Origin of the sequence: Bifidobacterium apri (assembly GCF_009299485.1) — a bacterium.
GTDB lineage: Bacteria > Actinomycetota > Actinomycetes > Actinomycetales > Bifidobacteriaceae > Bifidobacterium > Bifidobacterium apri.
Genome location: NZ_WBSO01000012.1, coordinates 72,976 through 89,506, shown reverse-complemented (window position 1 = coordinate 89,506; position 16,531 = coordinate 72,976). Strand labels below are relative to the sequence as shown.

At 62.1% G+C, this 16,531-nt stretch carries 8 protein-coding genes; 1 reads left to right on the top strand and 7 read right to left on the bottom strand.

From position 1 onward, the window contains the following. Positions 1-344 precede the first annotated feature (344 nt). From DSM100238_RS07345 to DSM100238_RS07335, 3 genes are all read right to left on the bottom strand, one after another. Positions 345-2,336, bottom strand: coding sequence for an ABC transporter ATP-binding protein (locus DSM100238_RS07345; RefSeq protein WP_152356029.1), 1,992 nt, complete (start codon positions 2,334-2,336; stop codon positions 345-347). A 92-nt stretch (positions 2,337-2,428) separates the two neighbouring features. After that, positions 2,429-4,345 (bottom strand): ABC transporter ATP-binding protein, encoded by a 1,917-nt coding sequence (locus DSM100238_RS07340; RefSeq protein ID WP_152356020.1) that lies wholly within the window; start codon positions 4,343-4,345, stop codon positions 2,429-2,431. After that, positions 4,342-5,007 carry a MarR family winged helix-turn-helix transcriptional regulator gene (locus tag DSM100238_RS07335; RefSeq protein ID WP_240812399.1) on the bottom strand — a complete coding sequence of 222 codons (666 nt, stop codon included), beginning with the start codon at positions 5,005-5,007 and terminating at the stop codon, positions 4,342-4,344. Before DSM100238_RS07335 ends, DSM100238_RS07340 begins: the two co-directional genes overlap by 4 nt. Before the next feature lie 507 nt (positions 5,008-5,514). On the opposite strand from DSM100238_RS07335, the gene DSM100238_RS07330 reads away from it, so the two are divergent. Next, positions 5,515-7,836: a glycoside hydrolase family 3 N-terminal domain-containing protein gene (locus DSM100238_RS07330; RefSeq protein WP_152356019.1), complete on the top strand. Its 2,322-nt coding sequence runs from the start codon at positions 5,515-5,517 to the stop codon at positions 7,834-7,836. Positions 7,837-7,945: 109 nt separating this feature from the next. Here DSM100238_RS07330 and DSM100238_RS07325 read toward each other — a convergent pair whose 3' ends face one another. From DSM100238_RS07325 to DSM100238_RS07310, 4 genes are all read right to left on the bottom strand, one after another. Continuing rightward, entirely contained in the window at positions 7,946-8,575 is a 630-nt protein-coding gene (locus DSM100238_RS07325) for a TetR/AcrR family transcriptional regulator (RefSeq protein ID WP_152356018.1), read from the bottom strand. A gap of 44 nt (positions 8,576-8,619) precedes the next feature. After that, positions 8,620-9,891, bottom strand: coding sequence for a glutamate-cysteine ligase family protein (locus DSM100238_RS07320; protein ID WP_152356017.1), 1,272 nt, complete (start codon positions 9,889-9,891; stop codon positions 8,620-8,622). Between the two features lie 381 nt (positions 9,892-10,272). After that, positions 10,273-15,075, bottom strand: coding sequence for an acyl-CoA dehydratase activase-related protein (locus tag DSM100238_RS07315; protein ID WP_152356016.1), 4,803 nt, complete (start codon positions 15,073-15,075; stop codon positions 10,273-10,275). 189 nt (positions 15,076-15,264) lie between these two features. Then, positions 15,265-16,497, bottom strand: coding sequence for a chloride channel protein (locus tag DSM100238_RS07310; RefSeq protein ID WP_152356015.1), 1,233 nt, complete (start codon positions 16,495-16,497; stop codon positions 15,265-15,267). Positions 16,498-16,531 lie beyond the last annotated feature (34 nt).

The following is a 16,531-nucleotide window of genomic DNA, read 5'->3' as shown; positions in this document are numbered from 1 at the left end:
CCATCGCGCCTGCCCCATCACAAACCAGCTACGCCCACAAGCCACCCAGCGTAACCAGTTTGCACAACAACACCAACCGCCGTCCCCATCCCCCATCACGTCGGCCCCATCACAAACCAGCTACGCCCACAAGCCACCCAGCGTAACCAGTTTGCACAACAACAACCCCATCCCCTGACCCCATACCCCATCGCGTCCGCCCTTTCACAAACCAGCTACGCCCACGAGCCGACCAGCGTAACCAGTTTGTATAACACGAAACCCTCTGCTGACGCTGGCAGGGGGGTCAGCGTCAGCAGAGGGTTGGAGAGCGCGGGGCGGTACGCCACCGCCCGGGTCGCACACTACTCGAGCTCGAGCGCTCCGGTGTACAGCTGGTAGTACTCGCCACGCTGGGCAATGAGCTCATCGTGGTTGCCGCGTTCGATGATCCGGCCGTGGTCGAGTACCATAATCACGTCCGCATTGCGGACGGTGGACAACCGGTGCGCGATCACGAAAACCGTGCGGCCCTTCATCAAGGCGTCCATACCAGCCTGCACGACCTCTTCGGTGCGGGTATCAATCGAGCTGGTCGCCTCGTCCAGGATCATAGCCGGCGGATCGGCCACAGCAGCGCGTGCAATCGAAATCAACTGACGCTGCCCCTGCGACAGGCCCGACCCGTCACCGGAGAGCACAGTCTGGTAGCCGTTCGGCAGCATGCGGATGAAGCCGTCCGCATTGGTGAGCTTCGCCGCCTCGATGCACTCCTCATCCGTGGCGTCCAACCGCCCATAGCGAATGTTGTCCATCACCGTACCGGTGAACAGATTCACATCCTGCAACACGATACCCAGCGAACGCCGCAGATCCGGCTTGCGGATGTTACGCACGTCGATGCCGTCATACAGAATCTGGCCTTCCTGAATATCATAGAAGCGGTTGATGAGGTTCGTGACCGTGGTCTTGCCCGCACCCGTCGCACCAACCAGCGCGATCTTCTGGCCGGGCTTGGCGAACCATGTGATGTCATGCAACACCGGCTTGGACGGGTTGTATCCGAAGGTCACGTCGGTGAAGCGCACATCACCACGCAGCAGCGTGTACCGGCCGTCCGGCGACGTGATTGCGCTCTGCTTCGCTTTGGCGGCGACCTCACGGGCCTGGCCACGCAGTTTGGCGGCCGCGGCAAGCGAGCGTGTACCGTCATCATCCGCCGTCCGCTTCCACGCCCAATGCTGCGTATCCTTGTCGGTTTCCGTCATCGTGCGTCCATCTTCGCCCAGCTCGACGTTGACCAGCGTGACCGTACCGCCGTCAGCCTCCACCGGCTCGTCCATCAGCGCGAAGATACGCGAGGCGCCAGCGAGCGCCATCATGACCATCGTGAACTGCATGGAGACCTGACCGAGCGGGTTGATGAATCCGCGTGACAGGGTGAGCATGGCGATCACCGTGCCGAGGGTCATCGTGCCGACGCCGCTGAACCCGAAGTTCGGCAGGCCGGACAGTCCCGCCCACGCGCCGAGAACAGCCGTGGCGACATAGAGCAGATACCCGGAATTGTTGACAATCGGCATGGTGATGTTGCCGTAGGTGTTGGCTTGGGCGGCTGCGTCGAACAGTTCCTCGTTGCGGCGGTCGAATTCGCGTTGCGTGGCATCCTCATGGTTGAACACCTTGATGACTTTCTGCCCGTTGACCGATTCCTCGACGAAGCCGTTCACATCGCCGAGCACACGCTGCTGGCGCACGAACTGGGCGCCTGAACGAGCGACGAGCTTGTTGACGAGCACGAAGAGGACGATCGCGAATACGAGGGTGAACAGCGCGAACGGCACGGACAGCCACATCATCGCGATCAGGGATGCGAGCGCGGACAGCAGCGAGGCGAACATCTGCGGGAAGGACTGCGAAATCGCCTGCCGCAGGGTGTCGGTGTCGTTGGTGTATCGGCTCATCACGTCGCCATGTTCGTGGGTGTCGAAGTAGCGGATCGGCAGGCGCTGCTGGTGGGCGAACATATCATCGCGGATTTTCTTGAGCGTGCCTTGCTCGATGTCGATGATCAGCCAGCCCCACAGCCACGCGCAGAAGGTGCCGACCGCATACATGATGGCGAGCAGGGTGAGCGCGCGGATGAGCGGCCCCCAATCGGGGTGCGATGCGGCGACCAGCGGGATGATGTACGTGTCGACAAGCCGCTGCAGGAACGCGATGGACAGCGCCTGCGCGGCCGCGGACGCGATGATGGACAGGATGACGATGGTCAGGCGCACCGGGTATTGCGCGATGTAGCCCCACAGCCGTTTGACGGTGCCGCGTGGGACTTTCGCACGCTTCCGGGATGCCATAGCATCGTTGGCGGATGCCGGCTCGTCGGCGTGAACGTCCGTCGGGATGGGGCGGACGTCAGCATTCGTGGATGTTGCGGTCTGTTCTGCGCTCATCGTGCCTCTCCTTTCTGCTGAGCGGCGGTGTCGCCTGCGGTCAGATCATTGGCGATTGCGGTCGGTGCGTCCACCGACGCATCCGCCGACGCATCCGCCGACTGCTCCTCACCATGGTTCTTCGTCTGCAGTTCGTAAATCGCGCGGTACTCGTCACTGGTCTTCAACAATTGCCCATGCGTGCCTTTGTCCATGATGCGGCCGCCCGCCATGACCAGGATGATGTCGGCGTCCTGCACGGAGCTCAGCCGCTGGGCGATGATGATTTTCGTGACTTCAGGCGCTTCGGACCGCAGTCCCTCGCGGATCAGCTGGTCGGTTTTGGTGTCGACCGCGCTGGTGGAATCATCCAGAATCAGGATTTTCGGGTGTTTCAGCAGTGCACGGGCGATGCACAGGCGCTGGCGTTGGCCGCCGGATACATTCGTGCCGCCCTGCTCGATCATGGTGTCGTACTTGTCAGGGAATTCCTGGACGAAGCTGTCCGCCTGGGCGATTTGCGCGGCGTGGCGGATCTGCTCGTCGGTGGCATCGGGGTTGCCCCATCGCAGGTTCTCAGCGATCGTGCCGCTGAACAGCACGTTTTTCTGCAGTACCATCGCGACCTGGTCGCGCAGCGTCTGCAGGTCGTATTCGCGCACATCATGGCCGCCGACCTTGAACGATCCGCCGGTGACGTCGTACAAGCGTGGGATCAGCTGCACCAGGCTAGATTTCGACGAGCCTGTGCCGCCGATGATACCGACCACGGCGCCTGAGGGGATCGTGAGGTTGATGTCGTCGAGCACCGGTTTCTCCGACCGATGCGAATAGCGGAAGGTGACGTGGTCGAACTCGATGGAGCCGTCCGGCACCTGGGTGATGGGATGCTCGGGGTCGGTGACCGTGCTGCGTTCCTGCAGCACCTGGCAGATGCGTTCGGCTGACGCCTGCGAGATGATGAACATCACGAAGACCATGGAAATCATCATGAGCGCCATCAGAATCTGCAGCGCATAGGTTACGAGCGCGGTCAGGTCGCCGGTTGTCAAGCCGTTCGCCGCGTTGTTGCCGGAGGCGACGATTTGCTGCGCGCCCATCCAGGACACGGCGAGCAGCGCGATGTAGATGCACGCGTCCATCAACGGGGCGTTGAAGCTCATCACACGTTCCGCCTTGACGAAATCGCGATAGATGGCACGGGAAATGCGGCCGAATTTCGCGATTTCATGGTCTTCGCGGTTATATGATTTGACCACGCGGATGCCTTGCAGATTCTCATCCACATCATTGTTGAGTTTGTCGTATGTGTGGAAGACGCGTTCGAATACAGGGTGCACAAAAGCGGCCAGCGCAACCAGCGCAACGCCCAGAATCGGGACGAGTATGAGGAATACGAGCGAAATCTGTTTGCTGATGCGGAACGAGCAGATCCATGCGGCGATCATCATGACCGGGGCGCGCATGCCGACGCGGATGATCATCTGGTAGGAGTTCTGCAGGTTGGTCACGTCGGTTGTGCTGCGTGTGATGATCGAGCCGGTGGAGAACCGGTCGATGTTCGTGAAGCTGAAGCCCTGCACTTTGGCGAACACGTCGTGGCGGAGGTTCTTCGCAAAGCCTGCGGAGGCGACGGCGGCGAAACGGCCGGCGAGCGTGCCGGCGGCGAAGGAGACGAGTGCGCACAGGAAGAGGATCAGACCGAACTTCCAAACTTTCGGCATGGAGCCTCCGGTGATGCCTTGGTCGATGAGGTTCGCCATGACGGTGGGGATGATGATTTCCATAATCGCTTCGACGGCGACGGTAATCGGGGTGAGGATGCTTTCCTTCTTGTATTCGCGCAGGCTGTGCAGCAGCGTTCGGATGACGTGCGTGGGTTTCGCCGGCACGTCAGCGGCGTCACGTGTGACGGTGAGTTGTCGTGTGGTCACTGGTTGCGTTCCTTTCCTTCCTTGATGGTGTTGCGGTCATAGTGGATGATGCTTGCGGCAAGTTGGCTGACTGCCGGTGACGGTTCCGGATGGTCCGTGGACCGCGCTGGCGCCCGCGTGGCTTGAGACCGGGCGGCGGTGTCGAGCGCAGTGTCCATATTGTGATGCATCCGTGCGAGATAGTCGCGCAACCGGGCGAGCTCGTCGGGCGTAAAACCTACGGTGAGGGAGGTTTCTGCGCGGTTTCCGTTGGCGGCGAGATCGGCGACAATCCGGTCGGCTTTTTGGGTGAGCACGATGCGTTTGAGCCTGGCGTCGCGGGCGACCGGTTTGCGGATGATCAGCCCTTTGTGTTCCATGCGGGTCAGCACGCGTGAGGCAGTGGACCGGGTGATGCAAAAGCGGGTTTCGATATCGTGCTGGAATATCTCATCGCCGCGATGGCGGTCAAGGAACATGATGATGCTGGCGTTGCCGTCTGTCGCTTCGCGCGCGCTAGCAGGCATCGTCAACCCGAGATACCGGCGGACCGCTCTGCCGAGCCGCTGGATTTCCACTCCCAGGGTGATCCGATCGGGTGCCGGGCTGCAGCCGGGCCCGGGCTTGCCGTCATCGCGACAGACGGCGGGCGCGACGTCAGGCTGATTGATGTCGTATGCCATGTTCTTCCCTCCCCCTGTGAGGCTGCCCGAATGATGGATGTGATGCAGGACGCTTGCGGTTGCCGTGATGTATTGACACGGACGTTCCGAATGTTGATGGTAATAGGTGCTCCATACAACAGTTGCATATGCAACATTCGGCGTGTCGAACCGGTTTATCGTCGGCATGCGGCTTCCCCACAGCCGAACGACTCGCACATGGCACCTCTTGGTACCGTTCGCACGGTTACCGCCACCAACCCTGCCCTGCGGCATATTACAGCACCAACTCACCCGCAAGGGCTCATCGCCGCCTGGCGACGACACCTCCGCCCGCCCTTTGACACGCTGGCGGGACCGGTCCGTTTGCAGCAATCCCAAGGAAACACGGCACAGTCTTCGAATCCCCCGTGATTCCCGACGGCCAGAAGACCCGCGAACACGCCCGCGCCGCTTGTCACATCATGACCGAACCACTAAACTACCAGTTGGTAACTAAATCCGCCTCGATGAAGAAAGCGAACCGTCATGACCGACGACCTTCCCTACCGAAACCCAGAACTGCCGACACCGCAACGTATCGCCGACCTGCTCGGACGCATGACCCTCGAAGAGAAGGTCGGCCAGATGATGCAACTCGACGCCCGCAACGGCGACCTCGACGATCTGATCGTTGCCAAACATGTCGGCTCGATTCTGCACACCAGCCCTGCGGACCTGCCGCGTGCCGTCGAAACCGTAAGCACCAGAACGCGTCTCGGCATCCCGCTGCTCATCGGCGACGATTGCATCCACGGATACTCCTTCTGGCCGGGAGCCACCATCTTCCCCTCGCAACTGGGCATGGCGGCCAGCTGGGACCCCGCAGCAGTGCAGGCAGTCGGCCGCGCGACCGCCGAAGAGGTCTCCGCCACCGGCGTGCACTGGACCTTCTCCCCTGTGCTGTGCATCGCCCGAGACACCCGATGGGGCCGTGTGGACGAAACCTTCGGAGAAGACCCGACCCTGATCGGCGACATGGCCTCCGCCATCATCAAGGGCTACCAAGGCGGAGCCAAAGCCGGCGAGCCGCTCGCCCGCAACGCCATCCTCGCATGCGCCAAGCATTTCGCCGGCTACAGCGAAACCCAAGGCGGCCGTGACGCTTCCGAAGCCGACCTGTCCCATCGCAAACTCGAATCATGGTTCCTGCCGCCGTTCGAACGGGTCGCCAAAGAAGGCTGCGGCACCTTCATGCTCGGCTACGAATCCATCGACGGCGTACCGGTCACGTTCAACCACTGGCTGCTCTCCGAAAAGCTGCGCGGGGATTGGAACTACCAAGGCACGCTGATCACCGACTGGGACAACGTCGGTCGCGCGGTGTGGGAGCAGAAAGTCAAAGCCGATTATGTGCATGCCGCCGCAGACGCGGTCAAAGCCGGCAACGACCTGATCATGACCACGCCGCAGTTCTACGACGGCGCCATCGAAGCCGTGCACGCCGGTTTGCTGGACGAGTCACTGATCGACGCCGCAGTGAGCCGCATCCTCGCGCTCAAGTTCCGTCTCGGCCTGTTCGAAGACCCCCGATTGCCCGATGAGCGGCGCATCAAGGAAGTCGTCGGCTGCGACGCCCACCAGAACCTCAATCTGCGCATCGCCCGCGAATCCACAGTGCTGCTGAACAACAACGGGGCGCTGCCGTTCGCCGCCGCCGGCAAACGCATCGCCGTCATCGGCCCGCTTGCCGACGACGCCCAGAACCAGCTGGGCGACTGGGCGGGCAACTCCGGCCAAGTCACCTGGATGCCCGACGGCCAGCCGCGCGGCATGATCACCACAATCCTCGACGGATTCAAACAACTCGCCCCGCAAGGCTGCGACATCACCTATTCCCGCGGTGCGAACATCATCGACCTGGTCGATGACCCGGAAGGTGCATACTTCCCCGACGGCCAGCCGCGCCCGAAACTCGCCGTCAGCGCCCCCGTCGACCAGCACCTGCTCGACGAGGCCGTGGACAACGCCCGCCAGAGCGATCTCATCGTCGCCGTCGTCGGCGACGTCGTGCAACTGGTCGGGGAAACCTGCTCGACCGCAACCTTGGAACTGCTCGGCGGCCAGAACGCCATGCTCGAAGCGCTCAGCAATGTGGCACGCGAGACCGGCACACCGCTGGTCGTCGTGCTGATGAGCTCCAAACCGCAAGTCATGCCCGCATGCGTGATCGGCGGCAACGGCGTGATCGTGGACGAATCCACAGCAGACGGCGTCAGCGCGTTCCTGTGGGCGCCCAACCCGGGAATGAAAGGCGGGCAGGCGATCGCCGAAATCATCCTCGGCCTCACCGATCCCAGCGGCAGGCTTCCCATCACCTTCCCGCGTCACGCCGGGCAGCTGCCGGTGTATTACAACCAGATTCGCGGCCAACACGGCAACCGCTACGCCGATCTCACACAGGACCCGGCATTCGCGTTCGGTGAAGGACTGAGCTACACCACCTTCGACTACGGCGAGCCAGCCATCACCAACACCCCGGCCTGCGGAACGTTCACCGTGGATGACACCGTACACGCCGAAATCACGCTGACCAATACCGGCGACCGGGCAGGCACCGAAGTTGTTCAGCTGTATATCGGCGACATCGTCACCTCATACAGCTGGACCGACCGCGAACTCAAAGCGTTCCGGCGCGTGCACCTCAAACCGGGCGAAACCACGACCGTGGCCTTCGACATTCCGGTGGCCGACTGCACCATCGTCGACCAGGACGCCCACAGATTCGTAGAGCCCGGCGAGTTCGAGGTGCTGATCGGCCATTCGAGCCGCCGCACGGACCTCAAACGCGCCACGTTCACCGTCGCATAGATGGCATCCCTCTAGGTGACAACGGCCATATAGCGACAACGAGCGACAACAATCGCGCGTTTGCACACCAACCATATACGGAGTTCGGTACCGCCGAACCCACGACGGTTCAGCGGTACCCCTCCCACAGCGGCAGCGGAAACAGCACATCCTCCATCGCCGCCCATTCCTCACACAAGTCAATCGCCGGTTCGCGCAGCCAACGCAACTGCACGCCGTCCATGATCTCCATCGCGCGGCGGACCAGCGGGCGCATATCTTCCCACTGCCCCACCCACTGCGGAATATCCCATGTGAATCCGCTGTAATACTGCCATATCGCTTCCGGCCGACGGGCGAACTCCTCATGCAGCGGATGCCGTGGATTGAATGATTCGACCTGAAGCATGGAAAACAGCTGCACCAGCATACGCCGCTGCGCATTGCACTGCACCAGGAATCGCAGATACGCAGGGAACAGCATCGCGCCCGGTCCGCTGCCCGGCAGTCCGGAGACGCGGAACTCCTCGGGACTGCCGATCGCATTGTAGTATTCGTGATACACCATCGCCAGCATATTGTCCTTGCTGCCGACATACCGCAGCACGCCCTGCTTGGAAATGCCGACCCGGTCAGCGACATCCTGTACGGACATGCCGTTGAACCCACGTTCGCTGATGAGCTCGACCGCAGCGTTCAGCACCTCGCATCGACGTTCCTGGGGTGGTTTGCGGATCCGCTTGCTTCGCTGAGTTTCCATACGCCCGAGTGTATCGGCGCGAACGGAAAACCCGAGCGCCGCTTTCAGGCCTGGAACACGTCAGGGTGGGCGGGGTCCCCCGGTACGTCGGCAAGCAGCCCCTCCAATCCGAGGAACTCCTGCCAGAAGTCAAGCGGCTGCCCATACGGCGTCGCCTCACTGCCATGCGCCTGCACGTTCGCCTTCGCTTCCAGCACGTCAAGATCGCTCAGACCATCGAAATACGATGTCAGACGGCCGAGGTTCCCGTCGTCGTAGAACAGGGAACCGATGATTTCCGTCAGCCGTTGGGCGCGTTCGATCGGCAGGGAATCCCAATGCCGCAATTCGATGAAATTCTTCAGGCGAACATCGTTGAAATGCGTGGACAGCACATGATTGACCTCATACGCGTTGAGCTCGCGATCCGGGTAGATCTCTTCGGCGTTGTCGCGGAACGCGGCGCGATGCTTCTGGGCGTCAGGCAGCCCTTCAGCCTCGGGGGTGTGCGTCAGGTCGGCGAACATCATCGGGGTGCTCAACACGTCCACCGCATAATCCTCCCAGCCGAACCGGTCATCGTACAACCCGGGGATCAGGTTCGTGCGCTGGCAGTCAAGGAAATCCCACATACGCTGGCGCAGCAGCGGGAACGGGTTCTCGGTGCCCTCGAAATACGGAGTGTTGCGGAAGAACCACGCGAGAATCGGGCCGATCGCCGTCCCCACGCGCAGCTTGCGGATGGCGTCCTGCTCATTTTGATAGTCGATGCTCACCTGTGTGGACGCCGAACCGCGCATCATGCACAGGCCATACTGTCCGACACGCCCCAGATAATCGGTCATCGCCTCGTACCGGCTCTTGGGGTTGACCGGAATGTCGGCATAGCTGGTGTTCGGCTGGTAGCCGTAGTTGATTAGGCGGAAGTCCAGCGCGTCGAGAATCGGATTGATTTCCTTGCGGAAGCGACCGTATTCGACGGCCAGTTCCTGCGGGCTGTGCAGCACACCAATCGAGCATTCGACTTGGGCGCCCGGTTCCAGGGAGATGGAGATTCCTTTACGGGCGAGACCTACCAGATGGCCGTTCTCCCAATACTCTTTGTCGGCATCGTAATAGGGGCGCAAGCGATTGAGCAGGACCTCGATCCCGTTCGGCTCGTAATAGTTGACCGCCTGGTCGGTGCCGTTGCGAACGGGCAGATGCTCGATTTCCACACCGTACCCATCCTGCCGTTCCGGTTTGGCGCCGCTTTCGAAGAAACGAACCAGGCTGTCGACATGCTTGGGATTGACGGTGGCATTCATATGCGCGTAGCTGATGCGTGGTGTGCTCATGCTGCCATCGTAAACGATATGGGACCGCCACGCGCGGATTGCCGCGCCCTCAGCTCTACGAAAAACTGATAGCGCCTTGTAGTTCTTCGCCTGGTCTGATGCCGCCTGATGTGATGCCGCTTGATTCGATTCCGCTTGCGGCAAGTCACGCGTTCAGTTCGTTCAGTCATTGCCGCCGACGGAACGAGCGGACAGCGAACCGTGCCGAGGACAGCGACCACAGACAATCCGCGACGTGGCAATGCTGGCGGGAACCGCGTGCCGCGGCGAGGCGAGGCGCGAGGTAACGATGCGGAGCAGCGATGTGGAGCGCACTCCCCCACGCGCCGGGCGTACCGCGTATGCCTGGCGCCGGCACCTATCGGCCGACGCCAGAATCATTCAATCTGCCGTAGACAGCGGCGCCGGCGCGTCCGGCGACGGCGCGGTCGTCCCGCTCTCGCCGGCACGCCCGCTTGCCCGGCCGTGCATCGGCTCATCGAGATGCGCCTTGTGATTCTTCTTGGCGGCGGCGATCATCAGCTTCAAACGGTTGAGCTGGTTCGCCTCCGAGGCGCCCGGATCGTAATCGATCGACACGATGTTGGCCTGCGGATACAGGCGGCGGATCTTGCCGAACATGCCTCGCCCGGTCACGTGGTTCGGCAGGCACGCAAAGGGCTGCGCGCACACGATGTTCGGGCACCCAGACTCGATCAGCTCGATGATCTCGGCGGTCAGCAGCCAGCCTTCGCCGGCCTGCACGCCGACGGACGTGACTTCATCAGCGGTTTTCACCAGCTGCTCCATGCGTTCGTCCTGGCTGAACTTGCCGTGCGCGGTGGCGATGGCGCGACGCACCGGGTTGAGCCCGCGGTTGAGCGCCCAGCGCATGATCGCGTCCATGGTCTGGCTGCCGCCGGTGCCCAGATGGTCCTCATTCCACTTGTCGGTGTAGGGGTGCTGGGTCATGAACTCGACGATGCCCGGCACCACGGCTTCGCAGCCTTGCGCCTCAATCTGGTCGACGACATGGTTGTTGGCATCCGGATGATACTTGACAAGAATCTCGCCGACAACGCCGACACGCGGCTTGCGCGGGATATCCTTGAGCGGCAGCTCGTCGAAGGTGCGCACGATCTTCTTCAACAGCTGCGGGTACAGCCAGTACCCCTTGCCGTACACACGCTTGGCGGTCTTGGAATACCCATGGTGCTCGATGGTTTCGCTCAGAATGGTGTCCCACTGCTCGTACAGGGCGTTCGCGCTGCCCGGCTCCGCCTCGTACGGGCGGACGCGGTACAGGCATTTCATCAGCAGATCACCGTAGACGAGCGCCTTGCCGGCACGTTCCAGCATCGCCGGCGTGGCTTTGAATCCAGGATTGCTTTCCAACCCTTGGAAACTCAGCGCGATAACCGGAATCTGCGGGTATCCGGCGTCGATCAACGCCTTGCGGATCAAGCCGTAATAGTTCGTGGCTCGGCACATGCCGCCGGTCTGGGAAATGGCGAGCGCCACATGGTCCGGATCGTATTTGCCTTGGATGATGGCGTCCACCAGCTGGCCGACAACCATGATCGCAGGATAGCAGGCATCGTTGTTGACGTATTTGAGGCCGGTTTCGACATCCTCGTTGCTGGCGTGTTTGAGCACGTCGAACTTGTATCCTCCGGAGCGGATGACGGATTCGACCAGCGAGAAGTGCACCGGGCTCATCTGCGGGCAGACGATAGTGTAGTCACGCATGGATTTCTCGAAGCGGACCTTGTGCGCGTAGCGGGTCATGGTGGCTTCATTGCGTGCGGATGCGGGGCGTTTCATGCTTGTCGCGCCGGTCTTCGTGGCATCCTGCTGGGATGCCGCCGGAGCTGCCGCGCGGCGTGACGCCTGCTTGACCGCTTCGGTGAGCTTGGGGTTGCCCGCCATCACGGCGTCGAGCATCGCCTGGCGTCCCGGAGTTGGCGCGGGGCCGCCGGTGTGGCGGAATCCGGCATCGTGGTCGTCACTGTGGCGTTTGGCGTTCCGTTCACGCTCCTCGACGGCGGCTTTGAGCGAGCGCAGACGGATCTTCGCGGCGCCGAGATTGCTGACTTCGTCGATTTTGAGCACGGTGTACACGTCGGCTTTGTCGGCGAGGATTTCGCTGACCTGGTCGGTGGTGATGGCGTCAAGCCCGCATCCGAAGGAGTTGAGCTGCACGAGTTCAAGCCCCGGGTAGGAGGATACGAAGCGTGCCGCCGAGTACAGGCGGGCATGGTACGCCCACTGGTTCTGCACGCGCAGGGGCATGCGGGTGACTTTGCGGTCGCCGACCTCACGGAATCCTGCGGCGTCCTTCGCGCGCGGGTCCTTCTCGCCGGCGCTCAGGTATTCGCTCAGATGCAGGTCTTCACCCGGCTGCAGTTCGCAGATGGAATCCTCGGACAGAACGACCATGCCAAGCGAGCAGATGGTTTCGGGAATGCCATGGTTGACTTCCGGGTCGATGTGGTAGGGACGTCCGGCAAGCACGATGCCGTGGCAGTTGTGCTCTTTCATGTAGGCGAGCGCACGCAGGCCCTCCTGCTGGACATCATGCTTGAACAGCTTGTCTTCTGCGTACGCCGCCTTGACCGCTTGCTGCGCCTCCTCCATCGTCACGTTCGCCCACGCGAATTCTTCGACGATGCGCTTGGCCATGAGCTCATGGTTGGCCAAGTTGAAGTAGGGGCGCATGTAGCGGATGCCGGGTTCGCGCAGTTCGGGCATATTCGCGCCGATGACGACCGGGTAGTTCGCCACGACCGGGCAGTTGTAGTGGTTGTCGGTGTTGGGTACGAGGTTCTCCTCGTAGCTCACGCACGGGTAGAAGATCGTCTTGACACCCTTGTTGAGCAGCCATTTGATATGACCGTGCACGAGTTTGGCCGGGTAGCAGATGTTCTCAGAGGCGATGGATTCGATGCCGGTTTCAAACAGCTCGTGGTTGGAACGCCCGGAGATGATGACCTTGAAGCCGAGATTGGTCAGCAGGGTGAACCAGAACGGGTAGTTCTCGTACATGTTGAGCACGCGCGGGATGCCGATTTCTCCGCGGGTCGCCTTCTTGTCGGTCAGACGCCGGTAGGCGAAGCAACGCTTGTACTTGTAGTCGTACAGGTTGGGGCGGTCGGAGCGCTGCTTTTTCGCATCGCCGCCGCGTTCGCACCGGTTGCCGGTCACATAGCGCGAACCGTCCTGGAAGGTCGTGATGGTGAGCTTGCAGTGGTTCTGGCACAGTTTGCACACGTCGCGGGACGTGGTCATCGACAGGTTGTCGAGGGCGTCGCCGGTGAGGATGCTGGAACGGGTGTGCGCGGCGGAAGGATCGTCATCGGCCGCGTCGACATAGTGCATGCGGGCGGTCAGGGCGGCGCCGTACGCGCCCATCAGGCCGGCGATGTTCGGTCGGGTGACTTCGCGCTTGGTAAGCAGTTCGAAGGCGCGCAACACGGCGTCGTTGAGGAAGGTGCCGCCCTGGACGACGACCGTGTCGCCGAGCGCGTCGGCGTCACGCAGTTTGATGACCTTATACAACGCGTTGCGCACGACCGAATAGCACAGGCCGGCGGCGATGTCCTCGATGGAGGCGCCTTCTTTCTGCGCCTGCTTGACGGAGGAGTTCATGAATACCGTGCAACGCGAGCCCAAATCCACCGGATGCGTGGAATTCAGGGCTTTTTGCGTGAATTCCTCGATGCTCAGCCCCATGGACTGGGCGAAGGTCTGCAGGAAGGAACCGCAGCCGGAAGAGCACGCCTCATTGACGGCGATCGAATCGATGACCCCGTCGTTGATGGCAAGGTATTTCATGTCTTGGCCGCCGATGTCGATGACTGCGGTGACGCCGGGGCTGACCATTTCCGCCCCGCGATAATGCGCCATCGTTTCGACGACGCCTTCATCCAGGTGCAGGCCGGTGGAGATCAGGCCTTCGCCGTATCCGGTCGCGCAGGAGCGCGCGATCCACGCATCCGCAGGCAGTTGCGCTTGGATGCGTTTGACGATATTGACGGCCGCGGTCAACGGGCTGCCTTCGTTGGTGGCGTAGGATGACCATACGATTTCACGGTCGTCGTTGACCAGAGTCGCCTTGATGGTGGTCGAGCCGGCGTCGATACCGAGGAAGTGCGGCCCTTTGGCACCTTCCAGGGTCCCCACATGCACGTGTTCACGATGGTGGCGGGCGTTGAACGCCTCACGATCCGCCTCGGTGGGGAACAGCGGCGGCATGGTCTTCGTATTGCTCGGCAGGTTCTTCAGCCGTTCGAGATCGTCGAGGATCTGCGCGCAGGTTCGCGGTTCGGCGATGGTGGCGGTGCCGGTATCCTCATCGTCATTGTCGTCACCGGCGATGAGCGCGGCGCCGAACGCGACATACAGGTGGGCGTCGGACGGGGTGATGAACTGGTCGACTTTGCCGTCGAGGGCGCGGTGGAAGGCTTCGCGCAGCTCGGACATGAAGAACAGCGGTCCGCCGAGGAAGACGACATTGCCGTGGATCGGTCTGCCGGAAGCGAGACCGGCGATGGTCTGCGTGGCGACCGCGGTGAAAATCGAGGCGGCCAAATCGGGTTTCGCCGCGCCGTCGTTGATCAGCGGCTGCAAATCGGATTTCGCGAACACGCCACAGCGTGAAGCGATCGGGTACAAGGTCTGGTAGTGCTTGGCCATCTCGTTGAGACCAGCCGCGTCCGTGTCCAGCAGGGTCGCCATCTGGTCGATGAACGCGCCGGTGCCGCCTGCGCACGAACCGTTCATCCGCTGCTCCGGAGTCGGCTTGAGATAGGTGATTTTCGCGTCCTCGCCGCCGAGCTCGATGATGACATCGGCCTGCGGGATCTCCTGGTCGATCGCACGGGTTTCGGCGATGACCTCCTGGATGAACGGCACATGCATGTTGTCGGCAAGCGTCAGGCCGCCAGAACCGGTGATCGCCAAGCGAATCGGTTCGTCGCCCCGACCGAGCTCGTCAAGTCTCGTCCGGATGTCTTCGAGCAGACCGGCGACGGTGGCTCGCACATTCGCGTGATGCCGGCGGTAGTCGGAGAACAGCACACCGTCAAGCGTGTCGCTTTGGTCGAGCACCACCGCTTTGACTGTGGTCGATCCGATGTCGAGACCGACGCGCAACGGCTTGCGCACGCTCTTGTCGGTCATGGCATGTTCTCCCTGCTTGGTCATCTATACCTCATTCTTTGTCGGCCGTGACGGCGTGACGCAACGGTCGCGCGGGTGGATCCGGCCGAATATCCTCTAGTGAATGCTAACGCATACGCACGTCAGCACAACTCGCCTCCAGCGAAACGATACGCGTGTGGCGAAAGCCCCGTCGCCTGTCGCGGCGGATTGAAGCTATCGACGCCCGGTCTGTCATCGCCGCGCACCGGCCACCCGGCGTTTCGTCGCCTTGGATTGTGCCGCGGTGCGAACGGCGTTCGCCGCTTGCATCGCTCCCCAAGCCATGACGGTGACCGCCAGTTCCAATGGCAAGAGTTTGACGGGGAAGAACAAGGCCATCAGGACGCCTGCGAGTGGGGCGTTGCCGATCAAGACGATGGCGGTGCAGAAGGCGACCGTCATGACCACGACCACCGGCTGCCAGCACGGCACCAGTTTGGCGACCGCACAGCCGTGCAGCAGTGCGGCGAACATGATCGGGAAGATGTCACCGCCCGTCCACCGGCATTCGATGCACCACTGGGCGAACAGGAGTTTGCAGGCGGCGAGCGCGAACAACGCGCCGGCACCGAGTGTGGCGGACAGGGTGCCGATCGTGTGGATCTGATGCTGGCCCGAGGTGGACAGGACCGGCATCACGGTGACGACGAGCGCGACCAGCGCTCCCCCGGCCAACAGCCGTGCGGTCATCGGGAAGTCGAGGCGCCGTGACACCACCCGGATGCCTTCCCTGACCAGTGCGCACACCCCTGCGACGACGAGCGCGTACGCCGCGAGCGGCAGCACCACCCATGTGCTCCGCCAGAATGCGAGTGTGTCCATACCAGCATCGGAGAATCTGGGCATGGTCGTCATACCGATGAACATCACGATGACGATGATGCTGTTGGCTGCGCAAACACGGATGACTCGCGGTGCATCGGCAGTGTCATGCGCGGCTTGGATCCATCGCGTCGGATGGTACAGCATCAGCAATCGTCTGCCAATCGGAGCGGCGAGAATGTCCTGCTCATGCGCACGCAGATACCGCAGCTTGTCGCATTGCCAAACGGAATACGCGATAACCGCGCCCATAAGCGAGGCTTCCGGGCCGACCCCGGCGCCTGCGGCGAGGATGATCAGGGCGATGAGCAGATCGCGCCACGCGGTGTGGTAGTCGATCGGTTCGCCGCGTTTGAGCGCTCCGATGACCTCACGCGTGGTGTGCGGAATATCACCCCAGCGTCGCTTCCCGCACACCAGCAGCGCGGTGCCCGCTGCCGCGACCGGCAGCGAGAACGCCCACCGTACCGGTATGCGGGTGGCCCATACATCCCAGATCAGGGTGACCATCGTGTTTTCCACGAGCAGGAACAGTGCGGCTATCGCAAGAACGACGACGCTCAGTGACATCGCGTACAGCATGTATCCGATTCGTTTCATCATGTCAGTTACCCTCAGCGGCCATGCCGGGCAAGGC

Bases quoted from the DNA above. Each gene is read 5' to 3' on its own strand.
- DSM100238_RS07345 (WP_152356029.1), bottom strand. From the start codon at position 2,336: ATGGCATCCCGGAAGCGTGCGAAAGTCCCACGCGGCACCGTCAAACGG.
- DSM100238_RS07335 (WP_240812399.1), bottom strand. From the start codon at position 5,007: ATGGCATACGACATCAATCAGCCTGACGTCGCGCCCGCCGTCTGTCGC.
- DSM100238_RS07330 (WP_152356019.1), top strand. From the start codon at position 5,515: ATGACCGACGACCTTCCCTACCGAAACCCAGAACTGCCGACACCGCAA.
- DSM100238_RS07325 (WP_152356018.1), bottom strand. From the start codon at position 8,575: ATGGAAACTCAGCGAAGCAAGCGGATCCGCAAACCACCCCAGGAACGT.
- DSM100238_RS07320 (WP_152356017.1), bottom strand. From the start codon at position 9,891: ATGAGCACACCACGCATCAGCTACGCGCATATGAATGCCACCGTCAAT.
- DSM100238_RS07315 (WP_152356016.1), bottom strand. From the start codon at position 15,075: ATGACCAAGCAGGGAGAACATGCCATGACCGACAAGAGCGTGCGCAAG.
- DSM100238_RS07310 (WP_152356015.1), bottom strand. From the start codon at position 16,497: ATGATGAAACGAATCGGATACATGCTGTACGCGATGTCACTGAGCGTC.